Origin of the sequence: Pyxidicoccus sp. MSG2 (assembly GCF_026626705.1) — a bacterium.
In the GTDB taxonomy this organism is placed as follows: Bacteria; Myxococcota; Myxococcia; order Myxococcales; family Myxococcaceae; genus Myxococcus.
On the sequence record NZ_JAPNKC010000001.1, the window covers coordinates 8,872,069 to 8,890,248 of the forward strand.

Annotated in this window: 12 protein-coding genes; 7 read left to right on the forward strand and 5 right to left on the reverse strand. The window is 70.1% G+C overall.

Annotated elements, in window-relative coordinates; translation table 11 throughout:
• Positions 1 to 73: 73 nt before the first annotated feature.
• Positions 74 to 199, forward strand: a complete 126-nt coding sequence (locus OV427_RS34775) for a hypothetical protein (protein WP_267860517.1) — start codon at positions 74 to 76, stop codon at positions 197 to 199.
• A gap of 19 nt (positions 200 to 218) precedes the next feature.
• Here the strand turns inward: OV427_RS34775 and OV427_RS34780 are convergent, their stop codons facing one another.
• Together OV427_RS34780 and OV427_RS34785 are read right to left on the reverse strand one after the other, a co-directional pair.
• On the reverse strand, positions 219 to 2,015 hold the full coding sequence (locus OV427_RS34780) for a DUF885 domain-containing protein (protein ID WP_267860518.1): 1,797 nt from the start codon (positions 2,013 to 2,015) through the stop codon (positions 219 to 221).
• A gap of 92 nt (positions 2,016 to 2,107) precedes the next feature.
• A complete protein-coding gene (locus OV427_RS34785) occupies positions 2,108 to 2,815 on the reverse strand; it encodes a sulfite exporter TauE/SafE family protein (protein WP_267860519.1) in 708 nt (235 codons plus the stop codon).
• A 48-nt stretch (positions 2,816 to 2,863) separates the two neighbouring features.
• Between OV427_RS34785 and OV427_RS34790 the strand changes: the two genes are divergently transcribed.
• From OV427_RS34790 to ccoG, 6 genes are read left to right on the forward strand one after another with little or no spacing between them, the layout of a single operon-like run.
• Positions 2,864 to 5,281: a heavy metal translocating P-type ATPase gene (locus OV427_RS34790; protein ID WP_267860520.1), complete on the forward strand. Its 2,418-nt coding sequence runs from the start codon at positions 2,864 to 2,866 to the stop codon at positions 5,279 to 5,281.
• The gene (locus OV427_RS34795) at positions 5,278 to 5,466 is read left to right on the forward strand and encodes a cytochrome oxidase (RefSeq protein ID WP_267860521.1); all 189 of its coding nucleotides are present in this window, start codon (positions 5,278 to 5,280) and stop codon (positions 5,464 to 5,466) included. Before OV427_RS34790 ends, OV427_RS34795 begins: the two co-directional genes overlap by 4 nt.
• Before the next feature lie 4 nt (positions 5,467 to 5,470).
• On the forward strand, positions 5,471 to 7,834 hold the full coding sequence (gene ccoN, locus OV427_RS34800; RefSeq protein WP_267860522.1) for a cytochrome-c oxidase, cbb3-type subunit I: 2,364 nt from the start codon (positions 5,471 to 5,473) through the stop codon (positions 7,832 to 7,834).
• The gene (locus tag OV427_RS34805; RefSeq protein WP_267860523.1) at positions 7,834 to 8,013 is read left to right on the forward strand and encodes a CcoQ/FixQ family Cbb3-type cytochrome c oxidase assembly chaperone; all 180 of its coding nucleotides are present in this window, start codon (positions 7,834 to 7,836) and stop codon (positions 8,011 to 8,013) included. The genes ccoN and OV427_RS34805 overlap by 1 nt, the downstream gene beginning before the upstream one ends.
• Positions 8,006 to 8,554, forward strand: a complete 549-nt coding sequence (locus OV427_RS34810; RefSeq protein ID WP_267860524.1) for a c-type cytochrome — start codon at positions 8,006 to 8,008, stop codon at positions 8,552 to 8,554. The genes OV427_RS34805 and OV427_RS34810 overlap by 8 nt, the downstream gene beginning before the upstream one ends.
• 28 nt (positions 8,555 to 8,582) lie before the next feature.
• Entirely contained in the window at positions 8,583 to 9,995 is a 1,413-nt protein-coding gene (gene ccoG, locus OV427_RS34815) for a cytochrome c oxidase accessory protein CcoG (RefSeq protein WP_267860525.1), read from the forward strand.
• 707 nt (positions 9,996 to 10,702) lie between these two features.
• Here ccoG and OV427_RS34820 read toward each other — a convergent pair.
• The 3 genes from OV427_RS34820 to OV427_RS34830 are packed head-to-tail and all read right to left on the reverse strand — an operon-like array spanning position 10,703 to position 18,137.
• Positions 10,703 to 11,575: a hypothetical protein gene (locus OV427_RS34820; protein ID WP_267860526.1), complete on the reverse strand. Its 873-nt coding sequence runs from the start codon at positions 11,573 to 11,575 to the stop codon at positions 10,703 to 10,705.
• Entirely contained in the window at positions 11,572 to 16,983 is a 5,412-nt protein-coding gene (locus tag OV427_RS34825) for a FlgD immunoglobulin-like domain containing protein (RefSeq protein ID WP_267860527.1), read from the reverse strand. The genes OV427_RS34820 and OV427_RS34825 overlap by 4 nt, the downstream gene beginning before the upstream one ends.
• Positions 16,983 to 18,137: a peptidylprolyl isomerase gene (locus OV427_RS34830; RefSeq protein ID WP_267860528.1), complete on the reverse strand. Its 1,155-nt coding sequence runs from the start codon at positions 18,135 to 18,137 to the stop codon at positions 16,983 to 16,985. The genes OV427_RS34825 and OV427_RS34830 overlap by 1 nt, the downstream gene beginning before the upstream one ends.
• Positions 18,138 to 18,180: the final 43 nt, after the last annotated feature.

The following is an 18,180-nucleotide window of genomic DNA, read 5'->3' on the forward strand; positions in this document are numbered from 1 at the left end:
CACGCGTGGAAAGCCGCTTGCCAGCGCTACGGCCCCTACACGGCCACGGTGTCCAACGCGACGAGCGGCAGCAATGGCTCGCCCGCTCGCCCTCAACCTGGCTTTCGGTGGACAGTGGGCCGGGAGGTACGGCATCGACGACTCGAAACTCCCACGGGGCCTCGAGGTCGACTCCGTGCGCGTCTACAGGAAGCCGTAGACGCGCACGGGAGCAGTGCTCAGCGGGACGCGGAGGGCGCCGCGTCCTCACCCAGCATCAGCCACCGGACGATGGGCACGGGAGGGTATCCGTACGAGACGACCTGGTCATGGAAGCGCTGGAGGGTGAAGTCCTTGCCCCACTTTGCCTTCGCGTCCTCGCGCAGCTCCATCAGCAGCTTCTTGCCCAGTACGTACACGAGGTACGTCGGGTCCGACGTGCCCCGGCGCGCCTCGCGCTCCGCGTTGACGTGCGTCATGTACGCCTCCTCCTCGAAGAGGCGCACTGCCTGCTCGTACGTCATGCCGCGCGTGTGCAGCGAAAGCCCCGCCATGTAGCGCGCCAGCCGCTGGAGGTAGAGCGCGAGCTGGTTCAGCCGCAGCCGGTCCGCCTGCGCGCCCGTGCCGCCGTAGCCCTCGTCGAGCATCATCTGCTCGGTGTAGAGACCCCAGCCCTCGCTGAACGAGCCCGAGCCGAACAGCCGGCGCACCTTCGACTGGATGCGGCTCGTCCAGAGGAACTGCACGTAGTGCCCCGGGTACGCCTCGTGGATGGAGACGAGGGGCAGTGCGTAGCGGTTGTAGAAGCTCATGTGCTGCAGCGTCTGCTCCGCGTTCCACGCCGGGTCTGGCGGCGTCACGTAGTAGTACGCCTCCGTCGCCTTCGTCTCGAACGGGCCCGGGGCGCTCATGCTCGCGAAGGACAGCGCCCGGTTGAAGGCCGGCGTCTCCGCCACCCGCGCGCGGACTTCGCTGGGCACGGTGATGATGCGGTGGTCGATGAGGAACTGGCGGATGTCCTCCAGCGTCGCCGTCGTCGTGGACACCAGCTCCGCGGGCGCGGGATGGTCCTTGCCCAAATCCCTGTACACGTCCATGGGCGCCTTGCCCGGCGCGAGCCGTCCCGCCACCTCGCGGAACTGCTCCTGCGTGCGCTTCATCTCCGAGCGGCCCCAGGCCAGGAGCGAGTCGATGCTCTCGGTGACGCCCTCCTCGTACTGGAGCTTCTTGCGGTACGTCTCCTCACCGATGGCGAAGGCCCCGTTCGAGCGCGGAAGCAGGTCCTCCTTCAGGAAGCGGATGTAGCCGTCGATGGCCTCCAGGCAGCGGGCCTGCTCCTTCTTGAAGGCGTCCTGGAGCGCGGCGTCCTGCACCGGCGCGAAGGCCAGGGGCAGCGTCTGCGCGTAGAGCGCGCGGGTGCCCTTCACCTGTTCGAGGGCAATCTCCGTCCACAGCTTCGGCGGGTTCTGGAGGTTCGCCCGGGCCGCCGCGAAGACCTCCGGCACCACCGTCATGCGCTTCACCGCCGAGCGCATCCGGTCCTCCAGCGGCGCGAAGTCCCGGTTGATGAGCTGGAACACGGAGTTCGAGGCGAAGCCCAGGTACTGGTTGGGATTGCGCTCCCACGAGCGCACCGTTTCCAGGTCCAGGATTTTCGCCCGGAAGTGGTTCTCCAGCATGTCGTAGTCGGCCCGGTCCTCGGGCGGCAGCGCGGCGCGGTCCACCGTCTTCGGCAGCGCCGCGAGCCGGTCCTTCAGGTACGCCAGATTCGACGCCCGCTCTTCGGGCCGGAAGCCGCGCAGCTCTCCGTCGTAGGTGTGGACGCCCGCGGACGTGGCCGACATCGGCGAGCGGCGGAAGTGCTCCTCGAAGTGCGCGTCCACGAAGGCGCGCAGCGCCACCTGGGCGGGGGCCAGCGCGGGCGTGGCGGCGTGGGCGGCAGGGGACTCCACCTGCGCGGGCGGCCGCGAGGTGGTGCAGCCAGGGGAGAGCAGCAGCAACGCGGCGAGGACGCTTGTGGGGCGCAGTGCGTTCATGGAGCCTCGGGGGAGGGGACGCGGAAGGAGCGCCGGGAGCGTCGCCGAAGGCCCCTGATACGACAAGCGTCAGCCCGCTTCCCGGGCCGGGCTCAGTGGCAGCGTGCCGGGGCCACCGCGCGGTAGACGAGCACCGCCGCCGCGAGCAGCGGCACTGCCCGCTGGAGGACGAAGGCCGCGGCGCGGGGCCGGTGCCTCCACAGCCCCGCCTGGAGCTGCGCGCCGAGCAACGCTGGCAGCCCGCCAAGCGAGAAGGCCCCCAGCACCAGCGCGCCGCCACCGAAGGAGCCGCTCGCCAGCGCCGCCGCGAAGACGCCATACAGCAGACCACAGGGCAGCAGCGGCGTTACCGCACCCATTGCACCCGCGCGGCCCGTCCACGAAAACTTTGCGCCCCAGCGTGAGACGTGACGCACGACGTGCGACAGGCCCGGAAGCGGACGCAGCCTCTTGCCCACCTCCAGCGCGGAGGCCACCAGCGCGGCCGCCATCAGCCAGGGCAGCCAGGGCCGCGTGGACACGGCCAGCGCCCGCGTCACTCCGCCACCGAGCACGCCCAGCGCCCCGCCCACCAGTGTGTACGCCGCCACGCGCGCGCCCTGATACGCGAGCACCGCCCGGCGCCGCTCGGGGCCCGGCACCGCGGGCAGCCCCGCGCAGGCCAGCGGCCCGCACATGAGGAGGCAGTGCACGCTCCCGGTGAGCCCCACCGTCAGCGCACCCAGTGCGCCAGCCGCCACCGCCGGTGAGGGCGAGAGCGCGGCGAGCAGCGAGGAAAGGGCGGTCATTTCGAGCGGCATGTCCCCCTGCTTCGCAACAGGCATGCCGTTCGCAAGGTGACACCGTGCATGCCTGCCTCCTCGCAAGTCGCACCCGCTTCGGACGCCTGCCTCCACTGCGGCAGTCCCGTCCCCGTGGGCGCGGCGTCGCGCGACTTCTGTTGCGCGGGGTGCGAGGCCGTGTACGGCCTGCTGCGAGAGCAGGGCCTTACCCGCTACTACCAGCTCACGCAGGGGAAGGCGGCGCCCGCGCCAGAGCCTCGAAAGGACCGGGGCTTCTCGTGGCTGGAGCCGCTGATGGCTCGCGCGGAGGCCGTCCCAGGCCCGGTGTGCGCGCTGGAACTGGACGTGCAGGGCATCCACTGCGCCGCGTGCGTGTGGCTGATGAACGAGCTGTTCCGCCGGCAGCAGGGCGGGGCGGGGCTCACGGTGGACCCGGCGCTCGGCAAGGTGCGCATGCAGTGGCGGCGCGGCGCCTTCGACGTGGGCGGCTTCCTGCGCGCGGTGGAGGGCTTCGGCTACCTCTTCGGCCCCAGCCGCAAGCACCCGGAGGCCGCCAGTCTCGATTTGCCCATCCGCCTGGGCATCTGCGCCGCGCTGGCGATGAACGTGATGCTGTTCTCAGTGAGCTTCTATGTCGGGCTCACTCCCGAGGATGGCGACGTCTTCCGACTCTTCACGCGGCTGAGCCTGGCGCTGTCCACCGGTGTCGTCCTGGTGGGCGGGTGGCCCTTCTTCCGCTCCGCCGTGCAAGGGCTGCGGCGCGGCGTGCTGCACCTGGACCTGCCGATTGCGCTGGGCATCCTCCTCGTGTTCGGCACCTCGCTGGTGCAGGCCCGGGGCGGCCGTGGCGACCTGGCCTACTTCGACACGCTCAACACCTTCGTCACCCTGATGCTGGTGGGGCGCTGGCTCCAGCAGCGTGTGCTGGAGCGCAACCGCCGCTTCCTCCTGGAGGATGACGGCGCGGAGGGGCTGTTCGTCCGCAGGCAGGAGGGTGAGCGGCTCGCGACCGTGCGCGCCGCCGAGGTGGGCGAGGGCGACGTGCTCGTGATTGCGCCGGGCGACCTGGTGCCCGTGGACGCCGTGTTGCTCGAGGCGGACGCGCGCGTGTCCACCGACTGGATTACGGGCGAGCCCGGGGAGCGCACCGTGGCCCGGGGGGACTCACTGCCCGCGGGCGCGTTCAACGCGGGACGCGAGGCGGTGCGGGTGCGTGCGGCGCAGGCCTTCACGGACTCGTCGCTGGTGGCGCTGTTGCGGAGGGCCCCGGCTGGGACGGGGGGCGCCGCGGTCCACACGCGATTCTGGGACCGGGTGTCGCGCCGGTGGGTGGTCACCGTGCTGGGGGTGGCCGGACTGGGGCTCGCGCTGTGGTGGCCGGCCGGCCCGGACAAGGCGCTCGAGGTGGCGGTGGCGCTGCTGGTGGTGACGTGCCCGTGCGCCATCGGCATCGCCACTCCGCTCGCGTACGAGCTGGTGCAGGCGCGCCTGCGTCGCGGTGGCTTCTTCGTGCGGAGCCCGGACCTGATGGACCGGCTGCCCCGCGTGCGGCAGGTGCTCTTCGACAAGACGGGGACGCTGACGCTCGGGCGGCTGGAGCTGGTGGACCGTGCGTCGGTGGAGGTGCTGGCACCCGAGGCCCGGGACGTGGCCTTCGACCTGACCTCGCGCAGCAACCACCCGGCGAGCCGCTGCCTCAGCGTGGCGCTGGCTCGCGCGGGGGCGCGGTTCTCCGCGGAGGCACGGGTGACGGAGCACGCGGGGCAGGGCGTGGAGCTCACCCGCGACGGCGTGTGCTGGCGGCTGGGCCGTGCGCAGTGGGCCGTGGCGGGGCAGGGCGTCGCTTCCGCCGCGGGCCCCGTGCTCACCCGGGACGGTGTGCTCGTGGCCACCTTCGCCCTGCGCGAGTCGGTCCGCTCGGACGCGCGGCGCGAAGTCCAGGCGCTCCAGGACGAGGGCCGCGCGGTGTGGCTCATCTCCGGCGACGCCCCGGCGCGCGTGAGGGACATGGCCGAGGCGCTGGGCATTCCCCTCACACACGCGCTGGGTGGCCAGCGTCCCGAGGACAAGGCCTCGACGGTGGCTGCGCTGGACGCGGCGGACACGCTGTACCTGGGCGACGGTGTCAACGACAGCCTCGCCTTCGAGCGCGCCCTCTGCGCGGGCACGCCCGCCATCGACCGGCCCGTCATGCCGGGCAAGAGCGACTTCTTCCTCCTGGGCGAGGGACTCGCCTCCATCCGCGAGGCCCTCCGCCTGTCGCTGCGGCTGCGCCAGGTGGTGCGCAGGCTGCTGACGCTCGCCGTGGCCTACAACGTCGTGGCCGTCACCGTGTGCCTCGCCGGGTGGATGACGCCGCTGCGTGCCGCGCTGGCCATGCCCGCCACCAGCCTCGCCACCGTCCTCTTCACCGTGTGGAGCCTGTCTGCCGCCCGCGAGCGCCCGGCCTCCACTCCCACGCAGCTGCGGGAGGTGCCCGCATGAACGTCCTCGTCCTCCAGGTCTTCGTCAGCCTGATGCTCGTCGCCAGCTCGGTGCTGCTGTTCGCCTACAGCGTGCGCCACAGGGACCACGAGCACGCCGACCGCCTCTCCCTCTTCCCGCTCGAGGACGACGGCGCCCCGCCGCCCGCCGCCCCCGAGCCCCCGCCTTCCGCTTCCCAGGAGTGATTCCGTGCAACAGCAGCGAATCATCTACGACGACACCACGGTCCGGCGCTTCATCATCGCGTCGGTGCTGTTCGGCATCGTGGGCATGGCGGTAGGGGCACTGGTGGCCAGCCAGCTCGCGTGGTGGCAGGCCAACCTGGGCATCCCCTACACGACGTACTCGCGCCTGCGCCCGCTCCACACCAACGCGGTCATCTTCGCCTTCGTCGGCAACATGATGTTCGCCGGCATCTACTACTCGTCCCAGCGCCTGCTGAAGACACGCATGGCGTCGGACCTGCTCTCGAAGATCCACTTCTGGGGCTGGCAGCTCATCATCGTCGCGGCGGCGGTGACGCTCCCGCTGGGCATCACCACCTCCAAGGAGTACGCGGAGCTGGAGTGGCCCATCGACCTGGCGATTGCCGTCATCTGGGTGGTCTTCGCCATCAACTTCTTCTGGACGCTGAAGAAGCGGAACGAGAAGAACCTCTACGTCGCCATCTGGTTCTACATCGCCACCATCGTCACCGTGGCGGTGCTCCACATCGTCAACAGCCTGGCGCTGCCGTTCTCTCCGCTGAAGAGCTACTCCGTCTACGCGGGCGTGCAGGACGCGCTGGTGCAGTGGTGGTACGGCCACAACGCCGTCGCCTTCTTCCTCACCACGCCCATCCTGGGCATCATGTACTACTTCCTGCCCAAGGCGGCGGAGCGCCCCGTCTACTCGTACCGGCTGTCCATCATCCACTTCTGGGCCCTGGTCTTCATCTACATCTGGGCCGGCCCGCACCACCTGCTCTACACCGCGCTGCCCGACTGGGCGCAGTCGCTGGGCATGATTTTCAGCGTCATGCTCTGGGCCCCGTCGTGGGGCGGCATGCTCAACGGCCTGCTCACGCTCAAGGGCGCGTGGCACAAGCTGCGCGAGGACCCCGTCCTCAAGTTCCTCATCGCCGGCGTCACCTTCTACGGCATGGCGACCTTCGAGGGGCCGCTGCTCTCCATCAAGTCGGTGAGCGCGCTGGGCCACTACACGGACTGGATTGTCGGCCACGTGCACAGCGGCGCGCTGGGGTGGAACGGCTTCATGGCCGCCGGCATGTTCTACTGGCTGGTGCCCAGGCTGTACGGCACGAAGCTGCACTCCACGAAGGCGGCGGACACGCACTTCTGGCTCGCGACGGTGGGCATCCTCCTCTACGCGGTGTCCATGTGGGTCAGCGGCATCACCCAGGGGTTGATGTGGCGCGCCACCAACGCCGACGGGACGCTGCTCTACCCGAACTTCGTGGAGACGCTGCTGGCCATCCGGCCCATGTACATCGTCCGCTTCACGGGCGGCTCCATGTACCTGGTGGGCTTCATCATGATGGCGTGGAACCTGTGGAAGACGGGCCGCGCCGGCCAGCCCGTCAACGGCGAGGCCACCGTCGTCGTGGAGACGCCGGCCCCCGCGCCCGTGCCTGTTGCCGCGCCCGCGCCCGGCTGGGTGCAGGTGGTGACGGGGCGGCCGCTCCTCTTCGCCCTCGCCATCCTCACGGTGACGATGTTCCTCGGCTGGGCGAGGCCGGTGCGCGCGCTGGTGCTGATGGGCGCCATCATCGCCCTGGGCGAGTTCGCCTGGATTGTCACCCGGCGCGAGCGCGAGGCGGGCAAGCCGTCCTGGTTCGGCCTCATCGAGGGCCGGCCGCTCGCCTTCACCGTGCTGACGCTGGTGGCCATCCTCATCGGCGGCGTCGCGGAGTTGCTGCCCACCATCATGCTCAAGCAGGCGGTGCCCGCGCACGGCGAGGCACAGCAGCCCTACTCGCCGCTGGAACTGCAGGGGCGTGATTTGTACGTCCGCGAGGGCTGCTACACGTGCCACTCGCAGATGATTCGCCCCTTCGTCGCGGAGACGCAGCGCTACGGCGACGTGTCCCGCGCGGAGGAGTTCATCTACGACCACCCCTTCCAGTGGGGGAGCAAGCGCACAGGCCCGGATTTGCACCGGCTGGGCGGCAAGTACCCGAACCTCTGGCACTACACGCACATGCTGGACCCGCGCGCGACGAGCCCCGGCTCCAACATGCCGCCGTACCCGTGGCTGGCCGAGAATCAGCTCAAGACGAAGGACGCGCCGAAGAAGCTGTCGCTGATGCAGAAGCTGGGCGTGCCGTACACCAACGCGGACATCGACACCGCGGAGGCCCGGCAGAAGTCGCAGGCGGAAGGCATCACCGCGGACCTGGCCACGCAGGGTATCCACTTGAAGTGGGACTCGGAGCTGGTGGCGCTCATCGCCTACCTGCAGCGCCTGGGGCGCGGGCCGCAGGACGTGCCCGTGCAGCAGCCCGGCGGTCCGCCCACCGCCTCCGCCGATGACAGCCAGGGAGGGACGCGCTGATGTACAAACAATTCTACGAGGGGATGGCGCTGACGGAGCTTCCGCTCTTCGCGCTCTGGCTGTTCATCGCGGTGTTCCTGGGCGTCTGCGTCTGGGTGTTCGGCGCCCGGCGCAGCCAGGACTTCGACGCGCTCGCGCAGATGCCACTCTCCGAGCAGGGGGAGGCGGGCCATGAGTGAGAAGGCGCCGCTGCACTCCATCTACGACGGCATCGAGGAGCACGACAACCTGCTGCCCAACTGGTGGTTGGCCATCCTCTGGACGTCCATCGTCTTCGCCGCGGGCTACTGGTTCTGGTACCACATCGCGGAGCTGTCGCCAGGGCAGCTCGGTGAGTACTCCGGCGAGGCCGCGGAGGTGGCGAAGCGCAACGCGGACAACAAGCCCGTGTCGGACGAGACGCTGCTGGCGCTGGTGCAGGACCCGACAGCGGTGGGCAACGGCAAGGCCGTGTTCCAGGCGAACTGCGCCTCCTGCCATGGCGCGCAGGGGCAGGGGCTCATCGGCCCCAACCTGACGGATGGCTTCTGGCTGCACGGCGCGAAGCCCGTGGCCATCCACAAGGTGGTGGCCGAGGGCGTGGTGGCCAGGGGCATGCCCGCGTGGGAGCGCACGCTGGGGGCCGAGCGCGTGCGCGCGGTCGCCGCGTACGTGCTGACGCTCAAGGGGACGAATGCACCCGGTGGCAAGGCGCCTCAGGGCGAGCCCGAGCAGCCGTAGCGCAAGGCCACGGAGAGGACGCGTCGTCATGGCAGTAGCACCGCGGCAGGACAGCCCCCGCATCGACCAGCTCAGCTCCATCCGGGCGGATGGCTCGCGTCTGGCCATCCACCCCTCGGACATCCATGGCCGGTTCATCACCCGGCGGCGGGTGCTGTTCGCGGTGCTGATGGCCTTCTACGTGGCGCTGCCGCTGGTGGAGGTGGGCGGCCACCCGGCCGTGCACCTGGACGTGGCGGCGCGCCGCTTCTACCTCTTCGGGGGCACGTACAACGCGCAGGACTTCTGGCGCGTCCTCTTCCTCGTCACGTCCGTGGGCTTCGGCCTGCTCTTCGTCACCGCCTGGCTGGGCCGCGTGTGGTGCGGCTGGGCGTGCCCGCAGACGGTGTTCCTGGAGGGCGTGTACCGGCCAATTGAGCGCTTCTTCGACGGGCCTCGCGAGCGGAGGTTGAAGCTGGCGGGCTCGCCTTGGACGCCAGCCCGCGTGGTGCGGGCAGGGCTGAAGCATGGCGCGTACGTGGGCGTGTCGCTGCTCATCTCCCACGCGGCGCTGAGCCTCTTCGTGTCCGCGGGCGGGCTGGTGTCCATGGTGGCCGAGGGCCCGGTCGTGTCTCCGGTGGCCTTTACGTGGGCCATGGCCGTCACCGGCGCGCTGTACTTCAACTTCGCCTGGTTCCGAGAGCAGCTCTGTGTGGTGGTGTGCCCCTACGGCCGGCTCCAGTCGGCCATGCAGGACCGGGACTCGCTCATCATCGGTTACGACGTGAAGCGCGGAGAGCCTCGCGGGCGGATGCTGAAGGCAAAGGCTGGCGAGGTGGCGCCGCCGCGCGGGGACTGCGTGGACTGCCGCAAGTGCGTCATGGCGTGTCCCACCGGCATCGACATCCGCAATGGCTTGCAGATGGACTGTCTGGCCTGCGCGCAGTGCGTGGATGCGTGCGACGACGTCATGGACAAGGTGGGCCGGCCGCGAGGGCTCATCCGGTATGACTCGCTCAACGGGCTGGATGGCAAGCCCCGCCGCGTGCTGAGGCCGCGGCTGGTGCTGTATGGCGCGCTGATGGTGGCGGCCTTCACCGGCCTCACGCTGAGCCTCGTGCAGCGCGTTCCCTTCGAAGCCAACCTGCTGCGCTTCCAGGGCACGCCGTACCTCATCGAAGCAGGCACGGTGCGCAACCAGTTCGAGCTGCACCTGGTGAACAAGAACCCCGGCGAGACGACCTTCACCATTCGGGTGGACAGCCCCGTGCCCGCGCAGGTGGTGGTGCCCCAGGCGGAGGTGAAGCTGGCCTCGCTGGAGAGCTTCCGCGTGCCGCTGTTCATCACCGTGCAGCGGGAGCACGTCCGTGGGCCCTTCGTCTTCACGGTGGAAGTGAAGGACTCGGCGTCCGGCGAGGTGAAGCGGATGGAGGCGCGGTTCCTGGGGCCGGCGGGCGGGTGATGGCTCGCGGAGGGATGGCAGAAGAAAACCCCGGGGCACCTTGCTGGCGCCACGGGGCTTTCGCTTTTCAGCTTCTTCTACATGAGAGAGCGCCGGGGCTCATTTGGGGACGCAGGACTGGAACTCGCACGTCTCCTTGGCGCCGCAGATGACGGGGCCGCTTCCTCCGGCGCCGGTGCCCTCCTTGCAGCACACCGAGCCCGGCTCCACGCAGCCGTCAGCGCCGGGACCGCAGTGGATGCACATCAAGCCAGGCTGGCAGATGACCGGGCCACTTCCGCCCGCTCCCGTCCCCGGGGCGCAGCACACCGTGCCTTTGGGCTGACAGGAGAACTCCGAACCACAACTCAGGCACTCCTCACCTTCCTGACATTGAATCTCGCCGCAGTGCGCATTGCCGGTGTCCGGGCCCTGGCCGGGGCCAGTCCCGGTCCCCGTGCACGTGCCGAAACAACCCGGGAGCGAGAGCACCACCGCTCCCAACGCCATCATCAGGTACCGTCGCATCCGCGTCTTCATGGTTCCCCCTCATGGGACAGGGCAACGGTCACCGTTCGCCCAGAGCCACCATGGCTCCCTGTCGATGTAACGAGGGGGGCTGAAGATCTTCCCGCGCGTGAGCGGAAGGATGGACAGGGATGCGTCCGCCGCACTCCGGGGGCCATGAGACGGGGCCCATGGCGCCACCGGAGTGCCTGGCGTCCCTGCTACTCGGTGGCACCCCCATCAGGTTCCGGCCGCGGGTCGCACGCCATCCCCGGGCAATTCTTCGTCGCCGAGCACGTGATGCCGTCGCAGCAGCGGTACGGCTCATTGGCGGGACAGGCACAGGGGCAGAACATCGTCCCCCCGCACCCGTCCGAAAGCGTGCCGCACTGGCCGCCCTGCTGCGCGCAGGTGGTCTTCGTGCAGCACAGGTTGTCCGGCATGCAGGTCTGGTTGAACGAGCAGTACCCGCAGTCCACCGGCCCGAGGCGGGACTCGAGGATGGTCCCACACTGCTTTCCGAGCTCCTGCTCGCATTGCGTGCGCGTCAGCGTCTGCCGCTGCTCCGCGAACTTCAGCTCGTTGAGGGTGGCGAACTGCCGGGTCGGCGCGGTGGCCGAGGGCGCCGTGAAGGTGTACCAGTACCCCGTCGTCGACACCGCGCGCTGCCGTTCCTGCTCCAGGGTGGTGGCATTCAGGCTCGTCGCCACCACTCCAGGCAGCGGCAGCCACACGGTGGCCTGGCTCCCGGCCGGAGGCAGCGGCGCGAGGACACGGGCCTCCCCCATCGTCGCCAGGGGATTGACCACCACCTTCCCGATGGACGTGCCGACGATGAAGTCGGGCCGCGTCATCGCGCGCGGCTCGAACATCGACGGGTCCAGGCCGCTCACCCGGATGAGCACCCCGTCGTTGACCACCTGTCGCTGCCCTTCGGTGATGACCTCGAAGCCCGCCGTGACGCGGACCTTCTCGATGTTGGTGACCGAGATGACGCTCTGCTGCCGGGTCGCCACGGCCGGGGCCTGCGCCTGCGCCTTGCCACGTTCGGAGCACCCCGCCAGCAGGAGTGCAAGGATGAGGAAGCGTTTCATGGGTATTCAATCTCCACGTCATCGACCGCCAGGGTGCCGGACGAGGCCTCGCCGGCCTCACCGAGCCGCAGGCGGACCTTGGTGATGTTTCCGAGGTTCAGGGCAGACACATCGAACGCGTCCAGGGGCAGACGGTAGGTCTGGAACGCGCCAGAAGTCGTGTCATGCCTCTGGGCCAACGGATTGGCGCTGCCGTCCTGCTTCAGTTGGCGAGGCGACCAGATGGCCGCCAACGACACCGGGGCCACGAAGTCCTTCAGGCGGACGGACACCGCCTGGGTGCGGCCCGAGGCATCCTCCAGCTCGACCTGGAAGCTGCTCTGACCGGGAGCGCCGCGCAGCGGCTGCTGGGCCACCCGGAGGTTGAGCGAGCGCGCCCAGCCCAGGTTCCTGTCGCCCGGGGCCAGCGTGAACTCGTACGCCGCCTGAGCTGCCCAGGAGAAGAGGACGCCCTGCGTCTCGTTGAAGAAGCGGTTCTCCACCTCCACCTCCGATGCCAGGTTGCGGTCCAGCAACAGGCGCTCCTGCGTGCCCGTCACCGTGAAGGACACCGGCTGGCCGGTGCTGGACAGCGTCTGGCTCGGATTGACCTCGTAGTTGTCGATGGTCCGCGACGTCGCGCCGGTGCGCAGCTGGGACTGGGAGAGGAGCCGGAGCGTCGAAGGCACCCCCGTGGGCCGCAGCTGGGAGGGCGGCTCCAGGAAGTACTCCAACGCGCCCGGGTCCGCGTCGTTCACCGCCGCGAGGAAGGCCGTCAGGTACGCCGTCGCGACGGTCCGCTGGTCCGCGGCGGGGACGAGCTCCGCGGTGGGCTGCACCGGCTCGGGGAGGGCCATCCTGACGAGGTTGGTCACGTCGCAGCCGGGCACCCCCATGCAGCCAATCATCTCGGTCGCGTCGCTGTAGCCCCAGCTGGTGTTGAAGGCGTTGTGATTGCCTCCCATCAGCCGCAGGGCGAAGCGGTTGCCCGTGGCCCGGTCATAGTGGCGGAATGGCATCACGGTGGGGAATGCTCCGTTGACGTCGCCGTCGGCGCTTCCATACAGCAGGAAGTAGGGCACATCCGGAGCCGCGAAGCCGCCGTTCTCCAGGACGAAGGTGACCGGCGACAGGCTCACGATGCCCTTGATGCCGGAGGGCTGCAGCGCGGCCATCAGCGTGCCGCCCGGCGGGACGATTCCAGGCTGGGACACCGTCCCCGCGAGGTGCTTGAGCTGCGAGAGCATCACCTGCACCGCCTCACCGCCGCGCGAGTGCCCGACGAGGTAGATGCGGCTGAGGTCGATGCGGCCGCTCAGGCTCCCCGTGCCCAGCGACGCGGCGTGGGTGACGAGGTACTCGATGTTCTTCAGGGTGACCCAGGCGCGCAGGAGGATGCCGGGGCTCAATATCTCCGGGTACGGGTCTCCGGCGCCCGACATCTCGTCCTGGTCCACGCTCAGCGTCACGTAGCCGCGCTTCGCCAGGTGCTCCTGGAGGTAGGCATAGCCCCGGTAGTTCTCGTCGGACGTCAACGTCGCCGCGACGCGGACCAGCACGAGGTTGCCGGCGCTGTCCAGCTCGCCCAGGTGCAGCGGAGTGTGGTTGCCGTGCACGAAGACGACGAGGGGGCGGCTCACGCTCATGTCGGTGGGGTGGACGACCCGGCCCCGCAGCCGGAAGGGCTGGGGCGCTCCCACGTTGAGCCCGTCATAGCCGTTCGGCACCGTCACCGTCGGAGGCGGGGCCACCGCCGTGCCGTACTCGAAGGTGCTGATGGGCATGGGCCCGGCCGCCACGAGAGAGGCCTTCACCACGGCGGCGGGCGCTCCCCGCGGGCTCACGAGCACGTCACCCGGGTCCAGGCGACCGTCGTGTGTGAACCCGCCACTGTCGCGGGAGAAGTTCCCGAAGTCGTAGACCACGTCGTACGTCCCCTCGGGCAGCGAGATACCCAGGTCCGTGATGTTCACCCCGCCAGACGAGCCTCCGAGCGTCACGAGCCGCGGCCCACCCGCCACGTCGACGAGGCTCGGGTTCGCGGCCCACTGCGCCTGCGTCCGGTGCGCCACGACGTACACGCGGGCAGAGGCACCCTGCCGCTCGGCGTACGCGCGGGTGTCGAAGCCGGCGCGCACCGGCTCGCCGGTGTTGAACGTCCGCTCGGGGAAGAAGTACGGCGCCGCCGTGAGGGTCGCCACACCCGCGCTGGCGGGAGGCCGGGCGACCTGGTAGCGCACGGTGTCCTCGGCGAGGGTCCGCCCACCCACCGTGTACGCGAGCTTCAGCAGAGCATCGCCCGAGGGCCCGTTGCCGTAGGCCAGCATCCGGACGCCCGTCGCCGTCGTGCTGCCCACGCTCCAGCTCTTCGGACGGGCCACGGGGATGGGCCCGGCCGAGTCCTCGAACAGCTCGATGCTCGCGGCATTGCCCCGCACGTCCGACGTGGCGTCGGACACCGCGAGCGTCAGCGTACCTCCCGCCTCGGCAGGGCTGAGCTTCACGCGCACCGGCGTCATGCGCAGCCGGGCCGTCGCGAAGTTGCCAGCGGTGACGGCCGCCGCCGAGGGGCTGCCTTCCAGGTGGACCCAGCCCGTGGTCCCGGGCTCGGAGGGAAGCGCCACCACCGGGTCGAGCGCCAGGGAGTAGACGTAGAACGTGTATCCCGGCGTGGAGGTGACGGTGGCCCCGTTCCGGATGCAGTCGACCCGGAGCGTGTAGACGCCCGCGGGCACCGCGGTGCCGCCGTTCCTGCCATTCCAGGTGAAGGTGTACTGGGAAGCGCTGCCGCCCGGGGCGGTGCCGCTGGCGACGGAGGTTCCCGCCGCGTTCTTCACCTGCCAGCGCAGCTCCTGGAGCGACGCCAGCGTGCCGGACACGTCCACCTTGAAGGTGGCCTGCGCCCCCGCCGACTGCTGGACGGACTCGAGTCGCAGGTGTGTGTCGCTGGCGGAGGAGACCTGCGCCGCCGCCGCCTCGACGGTGATGACGCGCGGCCAGGCGTTGCTGGCCATCAGCGTGCCGTTGGCGTCGAAGATGCTCAGCACCAGGTCATAGCGGCCCGAGCCGCGCACCCCCGCATTGGACCGCCCATCCCACGTGGTCAGGAGGACCTGCCCGCGCCCGGGCTGGGTGATGGCGCCGATGTCCTGCATGTAGAAGACGCTGGTCGTTCCCGTCGGCAGCAGGGCCATCCGGACGAAGCCCCCGTCGGCGACCTGCGGCACGTCGTAGAGCGCCGAGTCGATGTGGAAGCCGATGAGCGGACCCACCGTCTGCTCCCCGTAGATGGTATCGGGGAACAGCGTCGACGGGGCGTCCAGGCAGACATTCGAGGCGCAGTTGCCCACGGCGACCTGGATGTTCGCCGAGGCACTCTTCGGCGTGGGGTCGTCATCGACCACGGTCAGCTGGACCGTCCAGATGCCCTGGCACGCGGGCGGAATGACGGTGCCGGCCGGGAACAGGGCGACGGCGCTGCTGTGCGGGAGCGTGGGCGGCGTGCACGCCAGGGACGGGGGAATGGCGGTCCACTGGTAGTCGGTGATGCCCGCGCCGAACGGAGCCGGGCTCCACCGCGTTCCGTTGTCCGCATCGCGGCTCTGCGAGGCGCTCAGCCAGAGGTCCTGTGTGGCCACGCGCTGGTTGACGTCCACCTCGATGCGCGGCACCGGCGCGGAGACGCGCGCCTCCGGAGGGATGAACGGGGGAAGGATGTCGATGCTCACCATGCGGCGGGCCTCATGGCCCTCGCCGTCGCGCACGCGCAGCTCGAAGTCCCACTGACCGTCGGGAAGGACGGTGTTCAGGAAGCTGAGGGTCGGGTTGAAGTCCAAATCGTAGGGGAACACGGTGCTCGCCTTGGACAGCGGCACGTCGTTGACGGTGCTCCCCACCCACCACTCGTACGTCAGGCCCGGCGAGAGCACCACCGGCTGCCCCGCGGTGAGGTGGCAGCCCAGGGGCTGGTCGGGGCACGGTGAGTCGGGGTCGACGGAGGCGGTGCCGTCGATGCGCAGCACGCCCTCGCCGTTGCGGTAGGTGGCCGGGGTGGAGGCGATGGACGCGACGGGCTGCCCGTCCACGAGCACCCGGGCCTCGCGCTGGATGCTCTCGCCCTCGTCATCCGTCGCCGTCAGGCGGAACACCCAGGTGCCCGCCTTCGCGGTCGAAGGGCCGAGGTCCAGCGCCGCGGACTGGGAAAGGATGACGGGGACGGACATCCCCGCCGAGGCCGGCGCCTGGAGGGCCTCCCACTTGAGCTGGAGCGCGCCGCCGTCGTCGTCTTCCGTCACGGCCGTGGTCAGGTGGAGGGCCGTGCCCTCGGGTACCTGCGTGGGCGCGCTGAGCTCGATGCGCGGCTTCGAGTTGATGACCTCGACGACGATTTCCTGGGAGAGCTCCGCCCCCTCGTTGTCGCGCCCCGTCACCTTGAACCGCCAGGTGCCGATGTCTGCGCGCGCCGTGGGCAGCGAGATGCTCGAGGCCGTGGAGTAGCCATTCCGAGGCTGCTGGGAGGCGCCCGTCGGCGCCACGAGGATGTCCCAGGTGAAGGTCAGGTTGCCGCCGTCCGTGTCCTGGGTGCTGGAGACACCGAGCGGGATGGGCTGGTTCACCACCACCTGCGTGGGGCCGGTGATGGTGAAGCCAGGCGGGACGTTGGGCACGGTGAAGCCGTGCAGGAACGTCTTCATCTCGCCCTCGTTGTCGTCCACCTCCAGCTTGAACTCCCAGGCCCCGATGTCCTTGTCGCTGGTGAAGGTGATGGTGGGCGTCGCCGAGGACGCGTTCACCAGCTGGGAGGTGGAGCCCGCCGGACGCTTCGACACGCTCCAGCGGTGGGTGATGGAGCCGGAGTCCGGGTCCGAGGCGTTGGACCTCAGCGTCACCAGCGAGTTCCAGGCGGGAGACGTCGGCGTGCGTGTGATGTTGGCGGTCGGCGCGCTGTTGACCGTGAAGTAGGTGGTCGTCGCGTGATACACCGTGTATCGGGGGGCCAACGAGTTGCACATGACGTTGCACGGGGGGTAGTTCGCCGACCAGCAGTTCGCGAAGTCCACCCAGATGGTCTCGCACTCCACGGTGCGGCGCCCCAGGTCCATCAGCGAGTTCGCGCCGACGTCCTGATACACCTCGTAGCGTCCGTCTCCGTCGGAGTCACCGAAGCCACATCCGCTGATGGGGCGCAGGAAGCCCTGGCTTTGGGTCACCGTCCGTGGGTCGTTGCTCGCGGGCGAGATGACGGCGGCGGGGCTCGACGGGCTGAAGGAGCTCACCGCGCAGCTTCCGCCCACGGGAATCCGGTACTGGACGACGTCTTCCCAGTAGAAGACGTTCCGGGTCTTCACCAGTTGGTTATAGGGACCCGAGGACTGCGCCTGGGCCGTGCTCCCCAGGAGCACGAGCAGCATCACGATTACACGGCGCATCACGGCACCACCTCCCCCACCAGCGTCCAGTTGCCACACTGTTTCGGAAGCGCATCCGCCCGGCGCAGCGAGGCAGGCGCGGGCATGAGGACGGGAGGTTGTGTCGCGGCCCCCGGCCGGGGGGCGTCACCCACCGTCGCGAGCTGCCCGAGCGCGTCCGGGCGAACGTCCGGCGAGGCCTTCAGCGAAGTGGTCTGGCGGGCGCCCGCTGCATCCTGGATGTCCGCGCCCTTGCGCAGCGCCTCCATGAACTCCCGCGCCCGCGCCTTCTGGGACAGGCGCTGGAGCTCTTCGACGAGCCCCTCGCGCACGGCGGCATAGGCGGGCCGCACGGCGGGGTGCCGCTTCACCAGCCGGACCACCGTGAAGCCCTCGGCGGTCCGGAGGACTGGCGTGAGCGCGCCCTCCTGGGCGTCCCTCAGCGCGTCGCGGAGCTCGGGTGTGAGCTCCGCCTCCGACACCCGTCGCACCCGTGGCGAGGCCGCGCCCTGGCCGGCCCGCTTCCCACCGGCCAACGCCTCGCGCGTCGCGGTGGCCTGGGACTGCTTGCGCGCCACGGCGTCCGCATCATCCGAGGCCTGGAGCTGAATCGTCGTCTCCTCGAGGGTGAACTCGGGGACCGCGAACGCGCCCACGGTCCGCTCGTAGAGCTCCTGCACCGCGGACTCCGGCAGCTCCGCCTGGGACTGCACGCCGGCCGTGCGCTCGAAGAGGAGCGCGATTCGCAGCTGGGTCCGCAGCTCGGCGATGTCCGAGAATCGGGCATCAATCAGCGTGCGCAGGCCGGAGGGCCCGCCCAGGTGTCGCGAGCACGCATCCAGCGCGGCGTCGACTTCCTGCTCCGTCACCCCCACGCCGGCCTTCTGGGCGGCGTTCTCGATGAGCTGCTCGTCCACCAACTGGGAGGAGACCTGCGCGCTCAGCGCCAGGTCCGCCGCCGTCCCAGGCTCCACGCTTCCGCCATGCTCCGCCCTGCGCGCGGTGAGCAACCGCTGGAAGCGGCTCCGGGACACCGCGTGGCCATCCACCGTGGCCACCGCATCCGAAGATGTCTGGGCCCGAGGCTCCGCCTCCGCGGCAGCCACCCAGGCCGCGAGCGAGAGACCCGCGACCGTGCCTCCCAGCCCCAACTGCAGTTGCGATAAGGGCCACACGCCCCGCGTCGCTCGTCTCACAAAGACCTCCAAATGGGAAGGC

Excerpts from the sequence above, each read along its gene's own strand:
- OV427_RS34775 (WP_267860517.1), top strand. The coding sequence starts at position 74 with ATGGCTCGCCCGCTCGCCCTCAACCTGGCTTTCGGTGGACAGTGGGCC.
- OV427_RS34780 (WP_267860518.1), bottom strand. The coding sequence starts at position 2,015 with ATGAACGCACTGCGCCCCACAAGCGTCCTCGCCGCGTTGCTGCTGCTC.
- OV427_RS34785 (WP_267860519.1), bottom strand. The coding sequence starts at position 2,815 with ATGCCGCTCGAAATGACCGCCCTTTCCTCGCTGCTCGCCGCGCTCTCG.
- OV427_RS34790 (WP_267860520.1), top strand. The coding sequence starts at position 2,864 with ATGCCTGCCTCCTCGCAAGTCGCACCCGCTTCGGACGCCTGCCTCCAC.
- OV427_RS34795 (WP_267860521.1), top strand. The coding sequence starts at position 5,278 with ATGAACGTCCTCGTCCTCCAGGTCTTCGTCAGCCTGATGCTCGTCGCC.
- OV427_RS34805 (WP_267860523.1), top strand. The coding sequence starts at position 7,834 with ATGTACAAACAATTCTACGAGGGGATGGCGCTGACGGAGCTTCCGCTC.
- OV427_RS34810 (WP_267860524.1), top strand. The coding sequence starts at position 8,006 with ATGAGTGAGAAGGCGCCGCTGCACTCCATCTACGACGGCATCGAGGAG.
- ccoG (WP_267860525.1), top strand. The coding sequence starts at position 8,583 with ATGGCAGTAGCACCGCGGCAGGACAGCCCCCGCATCGACCAGCTCAGC.
- OV427_RS34820 (WP_267860526.1), bottom strand. The coding sequence starts at position 11,575 with ATGAAACGCTTCCTCATCCTTGCACTCCTGCTGGCGGGGTGCTCCGAA.
- OV427_RS34825 (WP_267860527.1), bottom strand. The coding sequence starts at position 16,983 with ATGCGCCGTGTAATCGTGATGCTGCTCGTGCTCCTGGGGAGCACGGCC.